15 protein-coding genes are annotated in these 21,569 nt (G+C 68.0%); 9 read left to right on the top strand and 6 right to left on the bottom strand.

Annotated elements, in window-relative coordinates; genetic code table 11:
• Positions 1-8: 8 nt before the first annotated feature.
• From nudC to mutY, 3 genes are read right to left on the bottom strand one after another with little or no spacing between them, the layout of a single operon-like run.
• On the bottom strand, positions 9-881 hold the full coding sequence (gene nudC, locus FHS96_RS10960) for an NAD(+) diphosphatase (protein WP_429590764.1): 873 nt from the start codon (positions 879-881) through the stop codon (positions 9-11).
• A complete protein-coding gene (locus FHS96_RS10955; RefSeq protein ID WP_429590761.1) occupies positions 878-2,155 on the bottom strand; it encodes a serine hydrolase domain-containing protein in 1,278 nt (425 codons plus the stop codon). The genes nudC and FHS96_RS10955 overlap by 4 nt, the downstream gene beginning before the upstream one ends.
• A complete protein-coding gene (gene mutY, locus FHS96_RS10950; RefSeq protein WP_429590758.1) occupies positions 2,136-3,197 on the bottom strand; it encodes an A/G-specific adenine glycosylase in 1,062 nt (353 codons plus the stop codon). Before mutY ends, FHS96_RS10955 begins: the two co-directional genes overlap by 20 nt.
• Positions 3,198-3,211: 14 nt before the next feature.
• Here mutY and FHS96_RS10945 point away from each other — a divergent pair, with 14 nt between their 5' ends.
• From FHS96_RS10945 to smc, 4 genes are read left to right on the top strand one after another with little or no spacing between them, the layout of a single operon-like run.
• Positions 3,212-3,772, top strand: a complete 561-nt coding sequence (locus tag FHS96_RS10945) for a DUF721 domain-containing protein (protein ID WP_429590754.1) — start codon at positions 3,212-3,214, stop codon at positions 3,770-3,772.
• Positions 3,769-4,476 carry a DsbA family protein gene (locus tag FHS96_RS10940; RefSeq protein WP_429590751.1) on the top strand — a complete coding sequence of 236 codons (708 nt, stop codon included), beginning with the start codon at positions 3,769-3,771 and terminating at the stop codon, positions 4,474-4,476. Before FHS96_RS10945 ends, FHS96_RS10940 begins: the two co-directional genes overlap by 4 nt.
• Before the next feature lie 28 nt (positions 4,477-4,504).
• Positions 4,505-5,242 carry a DsbA family protein gene (locus FHS96_RS10935; RefSeq protein WP_429590748.1) on the top strand — a complete coding sequence of 246 codons (738 nt, stop codon included), beginning with the start codon at positions 4,505-4,507 and terminating at the stop codon, positions 5,240-5,242.
• Positions 5,243-5,286: 44 nt separating this feature from the next.
• Positions 5,287-8,727 carry a chromosome segregation protein SMC gene (gene smc / locus FHS96_RS10930; protein ID WP_429590745.1) on the top strand — a complete coding sequence of 1,147 codons (3,441 nt, stop codon included), beginning with the start codon at positions 5,287-5,289 and terminating at the stop codon, positions 8,725-8,727.
• Between the two features lie 78 nt (positions 8,728-8,805).
• Here smc and FHS96_RS10925 read toward each other — a convergent pair whose 3' ends face one another.
• Entirely contained in the window at positions 8,806-10,401 is a 1,596-nt protein-coding gene (locus tag FHS96_RS10925; protein WP_429590742.1) for an isocitrate lyase, read from the bottom strand.
• Between the two features lie 144 nt (positions 10,402-10,545).
• Here FHS96_RS10925 and FHS96_RS10920 point away from each other — a divergent pair, with 144 nt between their 5' ends.
• The 3 genes from FHS96_RS10920 (at position 10,546) to FHS96_RS10910 (ending at position 12,473) form a co-directional block, all read left to right on the top strand.
• Positions 10,546-10,965 carry a secondary thiamine-phosphate synthase enzyme YjbQ gene (locus FHS96_RS10920; RefSeq protein WP_429591760.1) on the top strand — a complete coding sequence of 140 codons (420 nt, stop codon included), beginning with the start codon at positions 10,546-10,548 and terminating at the stop codon, positions 10,963-10,965.
• 26 nt (positions 10,966-10,991) lie between these two features.
• Positions 10,992-11,429 carry a hypothetical protein gene (locus FHS96_RS10915; protein ID WP_429590739.1) on the top strand — a complete coding sequence of 146 codons (438 nt, stop codon included), beginning with the start codon at positions 10,992-10,994 and terminating at the stop codon, positions 11,427-11,429.
• 75 nt (positions 11,430-11,504) lie between these two features.
• Positions 11,505-12,473 carry a YihY/virulence factor BrkB family protein gene (locus tag FHS96_RS10910; protein ID WP_429590736.1) on the top strand — a complete coding sequence of 323 codons (969 nt, stop codon included), beginning with the start codon at positions 11,505-11,507 and terminating at the stop codon, positions 12,471-12,473.
• A gap of 43 nt (positions 12,474-12,516) precedes the next feature.
• Here the strand turns inward: FHS96_RS10910 and FHS96_RS10905 are convergent, their stop codons facing one another.
• Positions 12,517-12,732 (bottom strand): hypothetical protein, encoded by a 216-nt coding sequence (locus tag FHS96_RS10905; protein WP_429590733.1) that lies wholly within the window; start codon positions 12,730-12,732, stop codon positions 12,517-12,519.
• A gap of 319 nt (positions 12,733-13,051) precedes the next feature.
• On the opposite strand from FHS96_RS10905, the gene FHS96_RS10900 reads away from it, so the two are divergent.
• Both FHS96_RS10900 and FHS96_RS10895 read left to right on the top strand, forming a co-directional pair.
• The gene (locus tag FHS96_RS10900; RefSeq protein WP_429590731.1) at positions 13,052-15,097 is read left to right on the top strand and encodes an autotransporter assembly complex protein TamA; all 2,046 of its coding nucleotides are present in this window, start codon (positions 13,052-13,054) and stop codon (positions 15,095-15,097) included.
• The gene (locus FHS96_RS10895) at positions 15,097-19,332 is read left to right on the top strand and encodes a translocation/assembly module TamB domain-containing protein (RefSeq protein ID WP_429590728.1); all 4,236 of its coding nucleotides are present in this window, start codon (positions 15,097-15,099) and stop codon (positions 19,330-19,332) included. Before FHS96_RS10900 ends, FHS96_RS10895 begins: the two co-directional genes overlap by 1 nt.
• A 272-nt stretch (positions 19,333-19,604) precedes the next feature.
• Here FHS96_RS10895 and FHS96_RS10890 read toward each other — a convergent pair whose 3' ends face one another.
• Positions 19,605-21,563, bottom strand: a complete 1,959-nt coding sequence (locus tag FHS96_RS10890) for an acyltransferase family protein (protein WP_429590725.1) — start codon at positions 21,561-21,563, stop codon at positions 19,605-19,607.
• Positions 21,564-21,569 lie beyond the last annotated feature (6 nt).

The raw sequence follows: 21,569 nt of genomic DNA, 5'->3' as shown, positions 1-21,569 counted from the left end.
TCACCATTTCAATCCCCTAACCACGCCCTGAACAGCGTATGCGCGATCGCATAGCCCGGCGGCGGCAGGAACGGCGCATCGGCCTCCCCCGCCATCGACGCCGCCACGCCCGCGCGCGGCACCCACATCGCGTCTTCCAGTTCGGTGTAGTCGATGGTCAGCGCATCATCCTCGGCGGTGGCGACGCAGGCGATCATCAGCGATGACGGAAAGGGCCAGGGCTGGCTTGCGATGTACCGCACGTCGCGCACCCGGATGCCCGCTTCCTCCCACAATTCGCGGGCGACCGCTTCCTCCAGCGCCTCGCCGGGTTCCACGAAGCCAGCCAGCGCCGAATAGCGGCGCGGCGGGAAGCGCGGCTGGCGGCCGACGAGCACGCGGTCCTCATGCTCGGCGAGCATGATCACCACCGGGTCGACGCGCGGGAAATGCTCGGCCGTGCAGGCCGGGCAGCGCCGCCCCCAGCCGGCGCGTTGCATCAGCGTCGGCTGACCGCAGCGGGCGCAGAAGCCGTGTCGGTCGTGCCAATCGATCAGGCTGCGCGCGCCGCCATAGAGCGCGGCGTCGCCCGGCGCCATCAGCTCGATCGCCTTGAAGATCCAGGCGGAGCGCGTGGCGGCATCGAGCGCGCCGGGCACATGCTGCACGAAATGCGCGCGGCCATCCGCCAGACCGAGCAGGATCAGGTCCGCGCCCTCGGCCACCTCGTCCATACCGCCCCACACGAGCCGGCCGGTTTCGTCGAGCACCGGATCGATGCCGTCCAGCCGCAGCAGCCGCGCCGCGGGATCGGCGGCCAACGCCGCGATCGCCGCCGGATCGGCACGCAGATTGTCACCGCGATCGAGCGTCGCGCCGGTGAAGCCGGGTGCAGGTCTCATGCGGCGGCGTAGACGCTGCGTGCGAATTCGGTGGTGAACGCCAGGGTCGTATCCGGCATGAACTGCGCATAGCCGCCGGCGCGCAGCCCGGCGCCGGGATCGATGAAGGCGATCGTCGCCGCCGCGCCGCCCCAGCCGAAGCTGCCGGCACCCCGGCCATTTTCCGCGCGCAATGTCACGCGCCCGCCTGCACCGAAGCCATTGCCGTCGATCATCGAACCGGCGGTGCTCGCGCCCGGCGGCAGCAGGTTGGATATGGCGAGCTTCACCGTTTCCGGCTTCATCAGCCGCGCATTGCCGAGCGTGCCCTGCCCCAGCAGCATCGCCAGGAACCGATCATAGTCGCGCGCAGAACTGACCAGTCCGGCACCGCCGAAGGGAAAAGCCGGCTTGTCCGCGAAGATCGTGGTCGCGCCCGGATCGACCGGGATCGGCATGCGCTGAAGATAGAAGTAATTGGTCGTCATCCGCCCCAGTTCGGATGGTGGCACGGTGAACCAGGTGCTCTTCATGTCGAGCGGATCGAAGATGCGTTCCTGCATGAACTGGTCGAAGGGCATGCCTCCGGCCACCTCGATCACGCGCCCGAGGAGGTCGAGCCCGACTGAATAGCTCCACTTCGTGCCCGGATCGGCGATCAGCGGCAAGGTCGCAAGCCGGTCGGCGAACACCTCCAGGCTCGGCGCCGTCGGCACGTCGGGCACGCCGGGCAGCTTGAACCGGCCGAGCGCCGCCGGGGTCAGCCCCAACCGCAGATATTCCTGCAGCAGCGGCCCCTGGGTGATGATCGTATAACCAAGGCCTGCAGTGTGGGTCAGTAGGTTACGGACGGTGATCGGCCCCTTCGCCGGCCGGCTCGTTAGATCCCTCGTCGGATCGACCAGCACGCGCGGATTGGCGAAGCCCGGGATGAAATCGGCGATGTTCTGGTCAAGCCCAAGCTTGCCATCCTCGATCAGCATCATCGCCGCCATGCCGGTGACCGGCTTGGTCATTGAATAGATCCGCCACAGCGTATCGCCACCCACCGGGGTCCGGCTGTCCCGCGCGATCGTGCCGGCCCCATGCAGCGACGGCGCCTCGCCGCCGCGGCCGATCGCAAAGGCGACCCCCGGCAGCTTGCCGTCACGCACGAAGCCATCGAGCAGGGCGCGCGACGCCGCCCAGTCGGTCCCGGTGGTCCGCGCCAGCGCGGGCAGCGCGGCGAAGGCGCCCGCCGCGGCGATGGCGCCCAGGAAACCACGCCGGTCGAGCCTAAGGTCGGTTGGGGTCATAATCCTCTCGCGCGGCGCGCGCCGCCTTCATGAACACAGTGGGCAGGCCGGCCTCTTCCAGCCGGTCTCGCGGCCACCATTCTCCGTCCGCGGGAATCGCGCAATCCCTTTCCAGCGCCGCCGCGGCGATGCTGAGATCGAGCGCGAAATGGGTGAAGACATGACTGACCCGCGGCACCAGCAGCCGCCAGTCCAGCGCCGCCGGCGCCCCGTCGAGCCCCGGCGCGCGATCCGCCCAAGGCCCCGTCGGCAGCGCACGCATGCCGCCGAGCAGCCCCTTGTCCGGCCGCCGCACCAGCAGCACGTCGCCCGCACGCTCGATCCAGAAGATGGTGCCATGGCGCTGCGGCTTGGCCTTCTTCGCCACCTTGACCGGGAACCGCGCCGGATCGCCGGTGGCGCGTGCGGCGCATCCCGCGGAGATCGGGCAAACGAGGCAGGAAGGGCTGCGCGGCGTGCAGATCGTCGCGCCCAGATCCATCATGGCCTGCGCGAAGTCGCCGGCTCGCCGCGCCGGCGTGAGCGTTGCCGCCAGCCGGCGCAGCTCGGGCTTGGCGGCAGGCATCGGCTCGTCGACGGCGAACAGCCGTGCCACGACGCGCTCCACATTGCCGTCGACAACCGTTGCCGGCCGGTCAAACGCGATCGCGGCCACCGCGGCGGCGGTGTAGGCGCCGACGCCGGGCAATTCGAGCAACCCCGCCTCATCCTGGGGGAAGCCGCCCCGCGCCGCCACCGCCCGCGCGCAGGCGAGCAGGTTGCGGGCGCGGGCATAATAGCCGAGCCCCGCCCAGGCGCCCATCAGCTCGGCATCCTCGGCAGCGGCGAGCGCGTCCACGGTCGGCCAGCGCGCGGTGAAGCGCTCGAAATAGGGAATCACTGCGGCAACCGTGGTCTGCTGGAGCATGATCTCCGACAGCCAGACACGATAGGGTTCGGGAGCCGGCGTGCCGGGCGGGCTGCGCCATGGCAGCCGGCGGGCATTGGCATCATACCAGGCGAGCAGCAGCGGGGCGACCGCATCCTTCATATCGACGGACATGGGTCGGCTATGGCATGACCGCGCCGATGACGGAACGACGCAGCAAGACCGGTAGCAAGACGACACCCCCCGCGTTCGAGCGGGAGCGCGGCGGACGCGCGCGCTCGGTGTCCGAAATGCTGCCCGATGTCGGCCGCGCGGCGTTCCGCCAGTTCGGCTTCATTCAGTCGTCGATCGTCAGCCGCTGGGCCGAGATCGTCGGCCCGCGTTATGCTGAGGCCTCCGCGCCAGAGGCGATTCGCTTTCCGCCGGGCCGACGCTCCGAGGGCGTGCTCCACCTCGTCGTCACCAGTGCGCACGCTCCGATGATGCAGCATGTCGCGCCCGCTATCATCGAGCGGGTCAACCGCTTCTTCGGCTATCCGGCAGTGGCGCGGCTCGCGATCCGGCAGGGCCTGATCGAAAGGCGCGCGGCGCGCCCCGCGCCGGCCGCCGAAACCGCGCCGATCCCCCGCGACCTGGGCGAGAGCCTGCGCGAGATCGGCGACCCCGAATTGAAGGCGGTGCTCGAAGCGCTGGCCCGCGGTGTCGCGGCCAGCAACGGCCCGCCCCGCATCCAAGGAGATTCCAAGTGAAGCGCGGTGTTCCGATCGCGGCGGCCATGTCCGCGCTGATTCTTGCGGCCGGGCTGGCCGATGCTGCCCCCGCCCCTCGCCGCACGGCGGCAAGCGTGCCCGCCGCGACCGACTGGACGCGCCGCACCAGCATGACCGAAAGGGGTGCCTATGTGCTGGGTAATCCCGCCGCCAAGGTTCGGCTGGTTGAGTATCTCAGCTACACATGCAGTCATTGCGCGCATTTCGTCAAAGAGGCCGAAACCGCGCTGAAGCGCGACTATGTCAGCCGCGGCACCGCCGCTGTTGAGTTGCGACATGCGGTGCGCGATCCGTTCGACTATGCCGCCGCGTTGCTCGCGCGCTGCGGCGGTGCCGAGCGTTTCTTCGGCAATACCGAGGCGATCCTCGCCGCGCAGCCGCAGTGGCTGGCCAAGGCGGAAGCCTATAACGGGCCACGCGCTGCCACGGTCGACGACGGGCTGCGCGCCGTCGCCAAGGCGAGCGGGCTTGATCGGCTGATGATCGGGCGCGGACTGACCGCCCAGCAGATCGACGCCTGCCTGACCGACGATGCACAACAAGCAGCGCTCGGCACGATGACAGAAGCCTCGTTCAAGCGCATCCAGGGCACGCCGAGCTTCGAGATCAATGGCACGGTGCTGGCCGACGTCCATAGCTGGGACACGCTCGAGCCCCAGATCAAGGCGGCGCTCGCGCGCTGAATTCGTTTCCACGGAGAAGACCGACCCCATGCGTATCACCACCGTTCTCGCCCTGTCGCTTTCGATCGCGCTTGCTGCCTGCGGCGGCAGCGACGGCGGCAATAGCAGCACCGGTGCCGCCGGCCCCAAGATCGCGGCAACGCCGGCGCCGGCCGGGCAGGATTGGACGACCACCGTCGTCAAGACGCCCGAGGGCGGCTTCCGCATGGGCAACCCCAACGCGCCGATCAAGCTGGTCGAATTCGGATCAATGACCTGTTCGCACTGCGCCGATTTCGCCACGAAGGGCTTCCCGGCCTTGAAGCGCGATTACATTTCGACCGGCAAGGTCAGCCTGGAATATCGCAACTTCGTGCGCGATGGCTTCGATCTCACCGCTTCGCTGATCGCGCGTTGCGGCGGCGAGGGCCCCTTCTTCGCGCTGACCGAGCAGATGTTCGCGACGCAGGCCGAATGGTTTGCCCGCATCAATTCTCCGGAAGCGCAGCAGATGCTGAAAGGCGCAAGCGGCCCCTCATCCTTTCCGCTGATGGCCAGGGCGAGCGGGCTTGACCAGTTCGCGCGGCAGCGCGGTGTGAGCGCCGACAAGATCGCGGCCTGCCTCAAGGATGAGGGCGAAGCCGAGCGGCTCGCCAAGGGTGTCGAGGCGGCCAGCGAGAAGTACAACATCACCGGCACGCCGAGCTTCCTGATCAACGACCAGCTCGTGCCCAACGCCGCTGCCTGGGAACAGCTCGAGCCGGCGTTGAAGGCCGCGGGCGCCTGATCGGCTGAGATGCGCAGGCGGGGGGCCTTCAGGGACATGCCGGGTTGAGGATCAAGCGGCTCAAGCTCGCTGGGTTCAAGAGCTTCGTCGATCCCGCCGAACTGCGCATCGAACCAGGGCTGACGGGGATCGTCGGCCCCAATGGCTGCGGCAAATCCAACCTGCTGGAAGCGATCCGGTGGGTGATGGGCGAATCGAGCGCACGCTCGATGCGCGGCGCCGGCATGGAAGATGTGATCTTCGCCGGCACTGCGACACGGCCGGCGCGCGACTTCGCCGAGGTGACAATCCTGACCGAGCGCGGCGCCACCGAAGGCGCCGGGCCGATCGCGGCGGCGGGTGACGGCGACGTCGAGATCGTCCGCCGGATCGAGCGCGGCGCCGGATCCGCCTATCGCGTCAACGGACGCGACGTGCGCGCCAAGGATGTGGCGCTGATCTTCGCCGACGCCGCGACCGGCGCGCACAGCCCTGCGCTCGTCAGCCAGAACCGGATCGGCGCGATCATCTCGGCAAGGCCTACCGAGCGGCGCGCGATGCTGGAAGAAGCGGCGGGCATCGCCGGGCTGCATGTGCGCCGGAAGGATGCCGAGCAGAAGCTGCGCGCCGCCGAGGCCAACCTCACCCGCGTCGACGAACTGCTGGTCGACATGGACAATCGCGCGGCGGCGCTGCGCCGGCAGGCGCGGCAGGCGGAGAAATATCGTCAGCTCACCGACCAGATCCGCACCGCCGAGGCGCGGCTGATCTATGCGCGGTGGCGCGATGCCGCCGCCGCTGCCGGCGCTGCGCGCGCCGAAGCACAGCGCGCCGAGACATTGGTCGCCACCACCTCCGACGCGCAACGCGCGGCCGCCGCCGCGCAACTCGATGCGGCGCAAACATTGGCGACAGCACGCGCCGGCGCGCAGCGCACCCGCGATGCCGCCACCGAGGCGGGGCATATCCTCACCGCGTCGCGCACCGAGCGTGGCGCGCTCGACCGGCGCATCGCCGAGCTGGCCGCTGCCGCCGAACGGCTGGACGCCGATCGCGCGCGCGAGGGCGATCTCGCGCGCGACGCGGCGGAGGCGCTGCAGCGGCTGGGCGACGAGACGAAGGCGATCGACGCGCGCGTCGCCGCCGCCGAGAAGGATCGGCCCGGATTGGCCGAGCGCCTCGCCGCGGCCGAGGTGGCGACGCGCGATGCTGAGGTCGCGCTGGCGCAGGCGCTGGCTGCGCAGGCGAGCGAACAAGCCGAGCGCCGCGTCGCCGACGCCGCCATCGCCGCCGCCGCCGCGCGCGTTTCCCGAGCCGCGCGCGACCGCGACATGGTGGTGCGCGATCGCGCCGGGCTTGGCGACGAGGCACCGCTGATCGCCGAGCGGGACCGTGCACGAGCCACCCACGAGCAGGCGGAGCGCGCCGCCGAAGCCGCCGCCGCCGCGATCGAACAGGCCGAGACCGATCGGCGCGAGGCCGCCGCGGCACGCGATACGGCGGAGGCCGAGCGTTCGTCGGCACGCGCGCAGCTTGCCGCGCTCGAAAGCGAGGCGCGCGCGCTCGCCAAGACGATCGACCGCGGTACCGCCGGCGCCGGTCGCGCGATCGATCGGGTCCGCGCGCGCCCCGGATACGAACGCGCATTGGCAGCGGCACTCGGCGATGAGCTGGATGCGGCCGTGGGCGCCACCGGCAAAAGGCGCTGGCAGGGCGCCACCGTGGCGGAAGGCGATCCGGCGCTCGCGGGCGGTGATCGACTGGCGGACCATGTCGAGGCGCCTGCGGAACTGGCGCGGCGGCTGGCACAGATCCTCGTCGTCGAGAGCGATGGCGGGGAACCGCTCGCGGTCGGCCAGCGGCTGGTGACGCGCGATGGTCGGCTGCGGCGCTGGGACGGCTATGTCGCCGAGGATGTCGGCGCCGCGGCGGCCGAACGGTTGATCCGGGTCAACCGGCTGGCCGAGATCGAGGCGCAATTGCCCGCCGCGCAGGCGCTGGTCGAGCGGGCCGGCGCGGCGCAGGCAGAGGCAGCAACGCGTGCCGAGGCGGCACGGCGCGGCATCGATCAGGCGCGCGCCGCGCTGGCCCAAGCCGAGGCCAGCGTGCGCGGCGCGACGCGCAGCGAGGACCAGGCGGTCATCGCGATCGAGCGGTTGGAAACGCGCCGGGCCGAACTCGACCAGCGCATAGCCCGCGCCGAGGCAGAAACCGCCGAGGCGGAGGGAGACCACCAGCGTGCGCAGGCCACCCGCGCGGCGCTGCCCAATGGCGTCGAGACCGCCAAGCAGGTCCAGTTGCTCCAGCGTGCCAGCGAGGCAGCCCGTGCCGGTGCCGCGCAACTGCGCGCCGAGGCGACGACCCTGGAGCGCGGCATCGCCGCCGACCGCCAGCGCCGCGAGGCTGCGACCGGCGAGGCGAAGGGCTGGCGGTCCCGCGCGGGCGAGGCAGCGAAGCGCATCGAGGAAATGGCGAAGCGCGAGAAGACGATCGTCGCCGAGCAGGCCACGTTGGCGGATGCTCCGGCGAAACTTGCCATACGGATCGCAGCCGAGGAGGACGCCGCCACCCGCCTCGCCGCCGAAGCCGCCGCCGCCGCGACTGCCGAGCGCGAGGCCGAAGCGCGCGTGCGCGAGACCGAGGCGGTGCAGGCCCGCACCGCCGAGGCGCTGGCTGCCGCGCGCGAGGCACGGGCCGGGGCGGTAGCGCGCGCGGACAGCCAGGAACAACGCCGCACCGAAATGAGCCGACTCGCCGGCGAGCGCTTCGATTGCCCGGCGGTGGTGCTGCCCGAAAAGCTCGACTTCCCCAGCGCCGAGGTCGGCAACGCCGACACCGAGGCGGGGCGCCATGACAAGCTGGTCGCCGAGCGCGAGCGGATCGGCCCGGTCAACCTCATCGCCGAACAGGAATTGCGCGAGGTCGAGGAAGAACGCGCCCGGTCGGCCGCGGAGCGCGAGGAACTGGGCCAGGCGATCAACCGCCTGCGCGGCTCGATCGGCAGCCTCAACCGCGAGGGTCGCGCGCGGCTGCTCGCCGCGTTTGAGGCGGTTGACGGCCATTTCCGCCGATTGTTCACGACCTTGTTCGCCGGCGGCGAGGCGCATCTCGCGCTGGTCGATTCGGATGATCCGCTGGAGGCGGGGCTGGAGATCATGGCGCAGCCGCCGGGCAAGAAACTCGCGGCGCTGACCTTGCTGTCGGGCGGTGAACAGGCACTGACCGCGGTCGCGCTGATCTTCGGCCTGTTCCTCACCAACCCCGCGCCGATCTGCGTGCTCGACGAGGTCGATGCGCCGCTCGACGACGCCAATATCGAGCGCTTCTGTGACCTGCTGGAAGTGATGACGCGGGAAACCGATACCCGCTACCTCATCGTCACCCACAATGCGGTGACGATGAGCCGCATGCACCGGCTGTTTGGCGTGACGATGATCGAGAAGGGCGTCAGCCGACTGGTATCGGTGGATCTCGGCGCGGCGGAACGGCTGCTGGCTGCGGAATAGCCGGTGGACGGAACGGGACGGCAAGCCAAACCCCCTCCCGCTGGCGCGGAAGGGGGCCCGGGGGAGCGGCTCTTTTGCTTACGCCGCGAACTGGTTCATGGTGTTGTGCACGCCGCCCGCCTTCAGCGCAGCCTCACCGGCGAAATACTCCTTGTGATCGTCGCCGATGTCGCTGCCCGACATGTTCTGGTGCTTCACGCAGGCGATGCCTTGGCGGATCTCCTGACGCTGGACATTGAGGACATAGCCCAGCATCCCCGCCTCGCCGAAATACTCCTTTGCGAGATTGTCGGTGGAAAGCGCCGCGGTGTGGTAGGTCGGCAGCGTGATCAGGTGGTGGAAGATGCCGGCCCGCGCAGCCGCATCCTTCTGGAAGGTACGGATGCGTTCGTCGGCCTCGGCCGCCAGGTCGGTGCCGTCATAGTCCACGCTCATCAGCTTCGCGCGATCATAGGCCGAGACATCCTTCCCGTCCGCAGCCCAGGCGTCGAACACCTGCTGGCGGAAGTTCAAGGTCCAGTTGAAGGACGGTGAGTTGTTGTAGACCAGCTTGGCATTGGGGACGACCTCACGGATGCGGTCGACCATAGAGGCGATCTGCTCGATGTGCGGCTTCTCGGTCTCGATCCACAGCAGGTCGGCGCCGTTCTGCAGCGAGGCGATGCAATCCAGCACGCAGCGATCCGCCCCGGTCCCCTCGCGGAACTGGAACAGGTTCGAGGGCAGGCGCTTGGGGCGCATCAGCTTGCCGCCGCGGTTGATGATGACGTCGCCGTTGACCGTCGAAAGATCGGTGACCTCCTCGCAATCGAGGAAGGCGTTATACTGGTCACCGAGGTCGCCCGGCTCCTTGCTGAACGCGATCTGCTTGGTGAGGCCGGCGCCCAGCGAATCGGTGCGCGTGACGATGATGCCATCCTCGACGCCGAGTTCGAGGAAGGCGTAGCGGCAGGCGCGGACCTTCGCGAGGAAGTCCTCATGCGGCACGGTGACTTTGCCGTCCTGGTGGCCGCACTGCTTCTCGTCGGAGACCTGATTCTCGATCTGCAGCGCGCAGGCGCCCGCCTCGATCATCTTCTTCGCCAGCAGATAGGTCGCCTCGGCATTGCCGAAGCCCGCATCGATATCGGCGATGATCGGCACGACGTGCGTTTCATAATTGTCGATCGCCTGCAGCAGGCGCTGCTCTTCGATCTGGTTGCCGGCGGTGCGCGCGGCATCCAATTCGCGGAACATCATCCCCAGTTCGCGGGCATCGGCCTGGCGGAGGAAGGTGTAGAGTTCCTCGATCAGCGCGGGGACCGAGGTCTTCTCGTGCATCGACTGGTCGGGCAGCGGCCCGAAGTCGGAGCGGAGGGCGGCGATCATCCAGCCGGAAAGATAGAGATAACGGCGCTTGGTGGTGCCGAAATGCTTCTTGATCGAGATCATCTTCTGCTGGCCGATGAAGCCGTGCCAGCAACCCAGCGACTGGGTGTAGGCGGCCGGATCGGCATCATAGGCGGCCATATCGCGCCGCATGATCGCAGCGGTGTAGCGCGCGATGTCCAACCCGGTCTGGAACCGGTTCTGCAGCCGCATCCGCGCCACCGCCTCGGCGCTGATCCCGTCCCACGTGCCCTGATGGCTCTGGATAAGCTGGCCGGTCTCGGCGATATGCGTCTGGTAGGTCATACGTCACCTTGTGTGGAAAACTTGCAAAGCGAATTACGACGCCAACGGCTATTTTCCTCGAAGATTCGCGAGATCATCGCGTCGCGCTGTCATTGCTCGATGTGCAGTGACGGTGAGTTTGTAAATTATTTACAGGATCAGGTGATGCGACAGACGGCGATTGAACTCGAGGTGCGCACGGAACGGCAGGGCCTGGTCGAGGTGACGCGGCCGATCACCCGTTGGGTTGCCGAGCAGGCCATGGCCACGGGGCTGCTTACGGTCTTCTGCCGCCACACCTCCGCCTCGCTGCTGATCCAGGAAAATGCCGCGCCGGAGGTTCGCGACGATATCGAAGCCTATTTCGCGCGAGTCGCGCCCGAAGATCCCTATGCCTATGCGCATGACGACGAGGGCCCGGACGACATGCCCGCACACCTGCGCACCGCGCTGACCCACACGAGCCTCTCCGTGCCCTTGATCGGCGGCCGCCTGGCGCTGGGAACTTGGCAGGGCATCTACCTGTTCGAACATCGCCGCCGGCCGCATCGCCGGTCACTGGCTTTGCATCTGGCAGGCGACTAAGGCTGCTGGAAGAAGGAGCAGTCTCGATGTGGACCGACGCCTGGAAGATGGGCATGACGATGTGGCAGACCGGCGTGGCGCTGCAGGAAACGATGATGGCGGCCCCCGTCGTCATCGCGCGGCGCAGCGACAAGATCGATGCCGCCATGCGCAACCCGCTCGATGGCGACTATGTCGAACTCGCGCAGATGGTCCCCGAGAAGGTCGAGGCATTCGGCCGCGCCGGCGCTTCGCTGATGGAAGACTGGATCGGCGTGCAGACTGCGATGATGGGCCAGTGGCGAGACATCGCCAGTTTGGGCACGATCGCGATGACGCGCGGCACGGTCGGGCGGATCCAGGCGCGCAACCGCCGCATTGGCAAGTTGCTGGGCGGCGCCGGCGGCAAGGCGCTGAAGCCGGTCCACAGCCGAGTGACGGCGAATCGCAAGCGGCTCGAAAAGGCGGCCCAGCGCCCCGGCTAAGTCCGGCCGGTGAGCGATGCGACCAACATCGGCGGCCTGCGTTAATCCCTCTGGGCCAACGACAGGGGAAAGCCGATGGCGACCTTGGGAACGATCGAAGACGGCCGCGGCCGCCACGCGGAAACGCCACTCAAGATGCCGCGTCGAGCCTGGCGTGACATATTGTGGCGGGTATGGGCGGAAAGCGGCAATGACAATATCGGGCTGATCGCCGCGGGCGTCGCCTTCTACGCCTTTCTCGCCTTCGTGCCGCTGCTCGCATCGGTGGTGCTGACCTATGGCTTGCTGGCGGATCCGCAGACGGTTGCCGACCACCTCAAGGTTCTGTTCGACCTCCTGCCGACCGACGCCGCAAGCCTGATCGGCGACCAATTGGTCGCCGTCACCGCCACCGCCGCTAAAAAGACCGGCTTCGGCCTCGTCGTCGCGCTAGGGCTGGCCGTCTATGGTGCGATGAACGGCGCCAACTCGATCATTACCGCGCTCAACATCGCCTATGATGAGAACGAGACGCGCAATTTCTTCAAGGTCACCTTCATTGCGCTGGCGATCACCGTAGGCCTGCTGTTGGTTGCGGTGTTCACCATATTGGCGATCGGCGCGCTGGCGCTGCTCGAGGGACTGATCCCCTGGGCGCCGAAGTTCGTGATCACATTGATCCGCATCGCCTTCTGGCTCGCCGCCGCGGTCGCCGCGAGCACGGTGATCGCCACCATCTATCGCTATGCGCCGAATCGCCGCAAGGCGCGGTGGCGCTGGCTGACCGCCGGCTCCGCCTTCGCGACGGTCGGCTGGCTGGGGATGACATTGGGATTCGGTTTCTACGTCGCGAATTTCGCGAACTACAACGCCACCTATGGCGCGCTGAGCGCGGTGGTGGTGATGCTGATGTGGCTGTTCCTTTCCGCCTACATCCTGATCCTCGGCGCCGAGCTCAATTCGGAGATCGAGCATCAGACTGCGCTGGACACCACGGTGGGCCGTGCGCGGCCGATGGGCCAGCGTCGTGCCTATGTAGCGGATACGCTGGGCGAGGTGCCTTAGGATCGCACAGGCTCCCCGGCCTCGTGCCGGGGAGCCTGTGGACTCACGCGAAGATTTCCTTGTCCTCGCCCTGAAGCGCGGGCGGTACGGACAGATGCAGGTCGGCAGGCCCCGTCGATCGCTCGATCTCACGGGTCGTGCCGCAACAGGCATCCCACCAGGCAGTGAGCATCGCCTGATGCATTTCGAAGGGCAGCGCCCAGAGCGTGAACAGGGGATTGTGAAGCCCGCGCGCGGGCTCCATTGGGATATAGCTCATGACCTAGACTCCGATGTGGGCAAATCGCCGTTGCACCGCCCGCTCAACGTCCGGACAGGCGAGGGTTTCCGGCCACTCGTCGTGCAAAGGCCGCATGCTGCGGCGCGGAACCATCCGCCTTTCCACGGGTTTGCGAGAGATGCACCGGAGAATCCCGGGCATCACGAAGCTGTCGCCGGGGCGGTGCATCAGGGGGAACAATGAAGCAATCGACACTCCTGCCCCTGCCCCACCGGGCCGGCTGATGACCATGCTGCGGGGGACAAAGCACATCGTTCATTCTCGGAACCAGGCCGCACTGATCGGACTATGCGTCGCGATGCTTGCAAGTCCTGTGGCGGCCCGTCCGCAGGAAGCCGCCACCCAGCCCCAAGGCCGGCAAAGTGATGATGCGATCCTGACCGATCCGGATTTCGACGCGAGTCTGCCGCCGCTCGAAGAAACCACCGCGCCCGACGCTCCTGCGTCCGCAACACCGCCTGCGTCCGCAACGCCGGATGTCACCAGCGCGACGCCCCCCGAACCGATTGTGCCCGAGACCGAGTTGGTGGCCCCGCTCGAACCGCTCTCCACGTTCGATGCCGATCCGCCGGCCGAGACCAAGATGGCTGCGGACGAGAAGCCGCCCGAGATTCCCTATACCGTCGTGGTGAAGGGGCTGAAGGAGGTTGGCCTCGAAAGCCTGTTCCGCGATCTTTCCGCGCTGCTCGATGGAAAGCGGGAGGCTGCCAATGCCGCACAGGTGGGCGCGCGCGCCGACGAGGATGTGAAGCTGATGGAGCGGCTGATGCGCTCCGAAGGCTATTATGACGGCGTCGCGACGATGACCGTGAACACATTGCCCAACCCCGACAACCGGTTGACGGTGACGCTGAACGCCACTCCCGGCGCCCGCTACATGCTTGGCGACATCGTGGTCACCGGCCCGCCCCCGGAACCGAAGGCGATGGCGCTGGAGGCGCTCGACCTAACGACCGGCGCACCGATCGTCGCCGCGGTCATTGAGACCGCCGAGGCCAATGTCGCGTTGCGCCTGCCCGAGCAGGGCTATCCCTTCGTCAAGGTCGGCGACCGCGACGTGCTGCTCGACGAGCGCGACCACACCGGCGATTATACGCTGCCGCTCGATGCCGGCCCCAAGTCCCGCTATGGCGGCATCAGGGTCGAAGGCGATCCGGTGTTCGACGTCGAGCATGTCACCTTGCTCACCCGTTTTGATCCGGGCGATGTCTATGACAGCCGAAAGACCGACGATCTCCGCCAGGCGCTGATCGGCACCAGCCTGCTCTCGACCGTATCGGTGGAGCCGGTCCGCACCGGCCAGGTGGGCGAGGACGGCACGGAAACCGTCGACCTGCTCGTCCGTCAGACCGAGGGGCCAGCGCGGCAACTCGCCGGCAGCGTCGGCTATGGTACCGGGGAAGGCATCAAGCTGACCGGCAGCTGGACGCATCGCAACATGTTCCCGCCCGAAGGCGCGCTATCGGTGGCGGCGGTCGCGGGTACGCAGGAACAGAGCCTGTCGACCGGCTTCCGCCGCTCCAATGCCGGCCAGCGCGACCGCACCTTCGCGCTCGGCGCCTCGGTCGCCCGCCAGGATTTCGCCGCGTTCAACGCGCAGACGATCACGTTGAACGGCAGCCTTGCGCGCGCCAGCACGCCGATCTGGCAGAAGCGATGGACGTGGAGTGTCGGCGGCGAGTTGATCGCCACCCGCGAAACCCGCTTTCAGACCGAGTTGCTCGATCGCACCCGCAGCACCTATCTGATCGCCGCGATCCCGCTGCAACTCGGTTACGATCGTTCGAACAGTCTGCTTGATCCAACCCGCGGCTTCCGCCTCAACGCACGCGTCAGCCCGGAAGCGCAGAAGCGCACCGGCAGCGGCGGGTTCGACGGCTATGGCCGCCTGCTGTTCGAAGGCAGCGCCTATTATCCGGTCAGCGATGCGTTGGTGATCGCCGGCCGCGCGCGTGTCGGCTCCATCCTCGGTGCCGCACGCGACGATATCGCGCCGTCACGACGGCTCTATTCGGGCGGCGGCGGTTCGGTGCGCGGTTTCGGCTTCCAGGAACTCGGCCCCAAGGACGTGAACAATGACCCGATCGGCGGCCGCTCGGTGACCGAATTCGCGATCGAGGCGCGCTATCGCTTCGGCAATTTCGGCGTGGTGCCGTTCATCGACGCGGGTCGAGTCGGCGAAAGCTCCTCCCCCTCGCTGTCGGGGATGCGCTACGGCGCAGGTATCGGCGGGCGTTACTACACCAATTTCGGGCCGATGCGCGTCGACGTCGCCACACCGCTCGGCCGCAAGCCGGGCGAATCGCGCATCGCGCTCTACATCTCGATCGGGCAGGCCTTCTGATGGCGAGCGAAGCCCCCACCACCGTCATCGTCAAGCGCCGCTCTACCGGCTGGCGCATCGCGACGTGGCTGTTCGGCATCCTCGCGGTGCTGCTCCTGCTGATTGTCGCGCTCGTGTTCAGCATCAACACAGGGCCCGGCCGCGCCTTCCTCGTGCGCCAATTCTCCGGCTTCGAGACGGCGTCCGGCATGGGCGTTCAGCTCGAACGGATAGATGGCTCGCTTTACGGCAAGCTCCAGCTTGTCGGGCTCAAGATCACCGATCCCAAGGGCGTGTTCCTCGAATCGCCGCGCATCGACCTGGACTGGCGGCCGTTCGCCTATCTCCACAACAAGGTCGACGTGCGCTCGCTGGCTTCGCCACAGATCCGCCTGTTGCGCACGCCCGAGTTCAAGCCGGTCCCTTCCGATCCCAACGCGCCGCTGCTGCCCGATCTCGACATCAATGTCGGCCGCCTCGCAATCGACCGGTTCGAGGTCGAGGCGCCGGTCACCGGCCAGCGTCATATCGTCCGTCTCGTCGGCACCGCCGACATTGCCGATGGCCGCGCCCGTGTGGATGCCGATGCGCGCGCGCTGCGCGCTGCCGGCGTCGCCGGCGGCGACGTGGCGATCGTCAAGATCGATGCCGTGCCCGAGGCCAACAAGCTGCAGATCGACGCGCGGGTGACCGCGCCGGCAGGCGGGCTTGTCGACAGCTATGCAGGCACCGGCCGGCCGATGCTGCTGACGATCGGCGGCAATGGCGACTGGAAGGCGTGGAATGGCCGCGTTCAGGGTACGCTCGGCGGCCAACCGCTCGCCAATCTGGCGCTGACCGCGCGCAATGGCACCTTCGCGCTCAAGGGCGATGCGATGCCCGCAGTCTATGTCCAGGCAGCCGACGCGACACTGGAAGAAGCGCGGCAGACCCCCCTCGCCAGGTTGACCGCGCCGGCGCTGGCGATCGACGCCACCGCCGCGCTCGCCGACCGCAGCGCAAATGTGAATTTCTCTGCCAAGTCCGACGCGATGGTGGTCACCGGGAAAGGGCTTGTCGATCTCGGCCAGAGCCGTTTCGGCAACTTCATCATCGCCGGTGCGCTGCTCAAGCCCGGCTCGATCGCAGACAGCCTCAGCGGGCGCGACGTGAAGCTGGCCGCTGTCCTGGATGGCCCGTTCGCAACGCCGACCGTCGCCTATCGCCTCAACGCCGCGCAGATCGCGTTCGGCACGATGGGTGTCAGCGGGCTTGCCGCTGAAGGCAGCGCGAAGGTGGATGCCGATCGCATCCTCGTGCCGGTCAACGCCACGGCGCAGCGTGTGACGGGGCTCAACGCCGCCGCCGGCGGCCTGCTCGAAAAGCTCTCGATCAACGGCGATCTCGCCTACACCGACGGGCGGCTGCTGTCGGACAATCTCAAGCTTAAATCCTCGCAGATCGATGCGACCGCGATCGTCCTCGCCGACATTGCCAACGGGAAATATACCGGCGCGATCAAGGGCCGGGTGAACGATTACCGCATCGCCGGGCTCGGCCGGCTCAGCCTCGTCACCGATGCCGAACTGGTGCAGGGCGCGACCGGCGGCTTCGGCATTCGCGGCAGCTTCCGCGCGACCACGCGGCGCCTTGAAAATGAAGCGCTGGCCAACGTGCTGGGCGGCGATGCCGTCACCATCGCGCGCTTCGGCTTCGACGAGAATGGCACCGCCTCGCTGGTCGGCCTGCGGATGACCGCACCTGGATTCCGCATCACCGATGCCAAGGGCAGTTACAATCTCGACAGCGGCCGGATCGCGTTCGATGCGCGCGCGGTCTCACGCGAATATGGCCCGCTTTCGGTCAACGCCTCCGGCACGCTCGAACGCCCGCTGGTCAATCTGCGCGCCGCGCGGCCGGGGCTCGGCGTCGGCCTGCGCGATATCCAGGCGACGTTGCGCGGCGTGCCCGCCGGTTATGCCGTCGTCGGCCGCGGCAATTCCGATTATGGCCCGTTCAACGCCGATGTGACGATCCGCACCGGCACACTGCTTGCGGTCGACATCAAGCGCGCAACCTTTGCCGGCGTCGACTTCAACGGCACCATCCAGCAGACCCGCGCGGGGCCGTTCGCCGGCCGGCTGACGCTGGCGGGCTCCGGCCTCAACGGCGGCATCGTGCTCGCCGCCGCGGGCGCGAACCAGCGTGCCGATATCGATGTGACCGCGAACGCCGCGAGCATCCCCGGCGTCGCGCCGATCACGATCGGCAGCGGCCGCGTCCGCGCGACCGCGATCGTACTGCCCAACGGTCCCTCGGTGAATGGCGCGTTCCAGCTCGCCGACGTGCGTCAGGGCGAGATGATCGTCGAACGTGCGCAAGGCCGGATCGATTATCGCGATGGCAACGGCAAGCTGGCGCTGGTCGCCAACGGCAATGCCGGGGTACCCTTCAACGTGGCCGGCCAGGCGGCGATGACGCCGAGCCGGATCGTCGCCAACCTGAAGGGCAGCGCCAACACCATCGCGTTCAGCCTGACGAAGCCGGCGATCATCACGAAGGAGGGCGCTGACTGGGTGCTGGCGCCGACGACCCTGGTGATCCCGCAGGGCAAGGTCGACCTCAACGGCCGCTTCGGCGCGCGTACGGAGGCGCATGCCCGCCTCGCCAACATGGACGTCGCGATCGCGCAGGCATTCGTGCCCGGGCTCGGCCTCGGTGGGCGCGCGAGCGGCACGCTCGACTATGTCGCGGCGGGCGCGGTGCCGACGGTCAAGGCGCGGCTCGATATCGCCCGCTTCACGCGGACGGCGGCCTATGTCGTTTCCGATCCGGTCGATATCGCCTTCCTCGGCACGCTCGACGACAATGGCGGTGACCTGCGCGCGCTGATCCGGCGCGGCGGCAACAATGTCGGCCGAATGCAGGCGCGGCTCGCCCCCCTCGGCGAGGGCGCGGGTCTTTCGGACCGGCTGTTCGGCGCGCCGCTCTCCGGCGGGATCCGCTATTCGGGTCCGGCGGACGTGCTGTGGACCTTGACCGGCATTTCCGGCCAGACGCTCTCCGGCCCGATCGCCATCGCCGCCGACTTCGGAGGCCGGCTGTCGCAGCCGACGATCACCGGCCTGATGCGCGCCAAGACGTTGCGCTATGAGAATGAGACGTTCGGCACGGTGATCTCCAACATCGCGCTCGATGGTCGCTTCACCCAATCGCGGCTGGAACTGGTCTCGCTCACCGGCCGCGCCGGCACGGGCAGCGTTAGCGCAAGCGGCAATGTCGGCCTTGATGCCGCAAGCAGCTTCCCCATCGACCTGACCGCAACGCTCGACCGCGCCCAGCTTGCCCGGAGCGATGCACTTGGGGCGACTGCCAGCGGAAAAATCCGGGTGCTCAACGGCCCTGATGGCGGCTCAATCAGCGGTCAGATCAACATCCCCAATGCGCGCTACCAGATCGTGTTGCAGGGCGCCGCCGAGGTCGCCGAGCTGGAGGGCGTGCGCCGCCGCACCGACAAGCCCGGTCCGGCCAAGGTGCAGCAGGACAGCGCGTTCTCGACCAACTTCAAGCTCGACCTGCGCATGCGAGCCGACAACGAGATCTTTGTCAGCGGCATGGGGCTCGAAGCCGAATGGGCCGCCGACATGCGGGTGACCGGCACCGCCAATGCGCCGCGCATCGTCGGCAAGCTCGAGGTGGTGCGTGGCACCTACAGCTTCGCGGGTCGCCGCTTCGACCTCGACGAAAACGGCGAGGTGCGGTTCAATGGCCCGCTGACCGACCCCGAGCTCGATCTCGCGGCGAGCACGACGGTGGAGGGCGTCTCGGCGATCATCAACATCGGTGGTCGCGCGCAGAGCCCGCAGATCACCTTCACCTCGACGCCGACCTTGCCGCAGGATGAGGTCCTCTCCCGTCTGCTGTTCGGCAGCTCAGTCACCTCGCTTTCGCCGACGCAGGCGATCCAGCTGGCGGCAGCGCTCAACTCGCTGCGCGGCGGCGGCGGTGGCGGGCTCAACCCGCTTGGCAAGCTGCGCTCGGCGACGGGCATCGACCGGTTGCGCGTGCTGGGGGCGGACAAGACCGCGGGCCGCGGCACCGCGCTTGCGGCGGGCCAGTATATCTCCAATGACATTTATGTGGAGATCATCACCGACGCCCGCGGCTTTACCGCCACGCAGCTCGAAATTTCGCTGTCGAAGACCTTGAGCCTGCTCAGCCAGGCCGCCTCGTTCGGCGGCTCCAACGTCAACCTGCGCTACTCGAAGGACTATTGAGGACGGCGGCCGGTCGTCCGGCCGCCGCCTTCATATACCCAGTCCCACGCCATCAAATCTGCGCCTTCCAGACTACGGCGTTTGCCGCTCAATAGTGGAGCTGCGCGATTAACTCCTTGCGCAGGTAGAAAGACAAGGCGGGGCGACGCCGCGAGCCAAGCGAGCATTTTGCGGCATCGACACATCCGCTGGTACTCTGATCGAAGACCAACAAGATGCCCTGCTTCGCCCTGCGCCTCATCAGCGCAGGCGGCCCATCTGCCCTCCGGCAATCAGTTCCGAGAAAGCCGCTCCGCCAGTACCGGCCGCAGCCGCGCCGCGACAACGTCGCTGCCCAGCCGGGAGAGATGGACATCGTCCATATAGAGGAGCTGGCCATTGAGGCGCGCCCGGCAGGTCGTGCCCGAACAGAGCGCGTCGCGCATGTCGAGGATGCTGGTATTGCCGCCGACCTTGGCGACGCGGTCGAGGATGGTCTGCGAGATGCGATCCTGCACGTCGTGCGAATGCCGTGCCTCGAACGTGTCGCAGCGCGCGGGGTCAAGGCCGTTATACACCGCGGCGCGCACGCAGACGAAGGGGTTCACCTCCGGCAGCGGGATCTGGTCGACGACGATCACGCGGATACCGCGGGCGTTGAGCAGCCGTGCGGTGGTCTCCAGGCTCTCCGATGCGAGACGCTGCGATTGCTCTACGGTTTCGGCGCCGCCGAGGCTGGTCGCACGGATATGGCCGGCTGCCAGCATGTCCCACCGGCCTGCCATCACCACGACACGAATCGCCGGATCGGTGAGGATCCGTTCGAGCGCGGCGCGGCCGAACGCCGGGCAGTCGCGCCGCAGCTCGCTGTAGGGCGTGTAGGATGCGGCCTGGATCGGCGCGCAGCCCGCCTTGGTAACCTGCTGCACGGTAAAGCCGCGCTGGCGCGCGAGTGCATCGAGCGAAGGCGCGAGCTGCGCGGCATGCGAATCGCCCCACAGCACCACGCTGGGCGTGCCAGGCGCGCCGAGCAGGCATTCGCCGGGCGCGGGTACACGGCCATCGGTGCGCAGGCAGGGCGCGGCGTGGAAGCGGGCAAGATCGTCGGCGACGCTGCGGGTGAAGCGTGCCGCTTCCGGATTGCGGAATTCCATGCCTTGCGTCAGCACCACCGCCCCGCCCAGCAGCACCAGCATGCTCGATCCCGCCGCCGCCGCCAGGAACACCTGCCGCCGGGTGAAGCGGTTCTTGCGACGGAACGGCGCCTCGACGAAGTGCAGCGAGATCGCCGCCATCACGAACGACCCGGCGATCACCCCGAAGGTCGCGATCGGGCCAAGATGCTGCAGCTCATAGAAGCGCGTGAAGACGATGATCGGCCAGTGCCAAAGGTAGAGCGAGTAGGAGATGCGGCCGATGTAGACGATCGGCTTGAGGCTCAGCATCCGCCCGACGACGGTATCCTGCGCGCTGTGGATCAGCAGCGTCGCCCCCAGCGTCGGCGCCAACGCCGAGAGGCCTGGGAAGGGCGTGTCCGACGAATAGAGCCATACCGGCACGACGATGAGGACGAGGCCGAGCAGCGCCAGCGCGTTGCGCGCGGCGGCGCTGCGCAACTCTGGCACCGCGCCGATGGCCAGCGCCGATCCCAGCAGCAATTCCCAGGCGCGCGTGATCGGCAGGTAGAAGTTGAAGGTGGGCGCGTTGCTCGTCGCCCAGACGCTGATCGCCAGCGAGACCGCGCCGATCACCGCGATCGCGGCGCCCCGCCACCGGTTCATGAACCGGGTTATGAAGGCGAGGATCAGGGGGAAGAAGATGTAGAACTGCTCCTCAACCGCCAGCGACCAGGTGTGGAGCAGCGGCTTGAGCTCGGCCGAGCCGTCAAAATAGTTGGCTTCGGTGAAGAACAGGATGTTCGACGCGAAGAACACCGTCGCGACGAGGCTTTTGGCGTAGAGATAGAAGTCGATCGGTGGGAACAGCAGCCACGCCGCCGCAAAGGTCGAAAACAGCGTGAAGAACAGCGCCGGGTAGAGCCGCAGGATCCGCCGCTCATAAAAGGCCGGGATCGAAAGCCCGCCATGCCCGATATCTTCGAGCAGGCTGCGTGTGATCAGATAGCCCGAGATGACGAAGAAGATGTCGACGCCGACGAAGCCGCCGGAAAAGCCGCTGAGCCCCGCGTGGAACAGCACCACCGGCACGACCGCGAACGTACGCAGGCCATCGATATCTGCGCGATACTTCAATCGGGC

It is taken from the genome of Sphingomonas zeicaulis (assembly GCF_050433225.1).
In the GTDB taxonomy this organism is placed as follows: Bacteria; Pseudomonadota; Alphaproteobacteria; order Sphingomonadales; family Sphingomonadaceae; genus Sphingomonas_D; species Sphingomonas_D zeicaulis.
The sequence above is the reverse complement of the archived record's forward strand: the minus strand, read 5'-3'. Positions and strand labels throughout refer to the sequence as shown.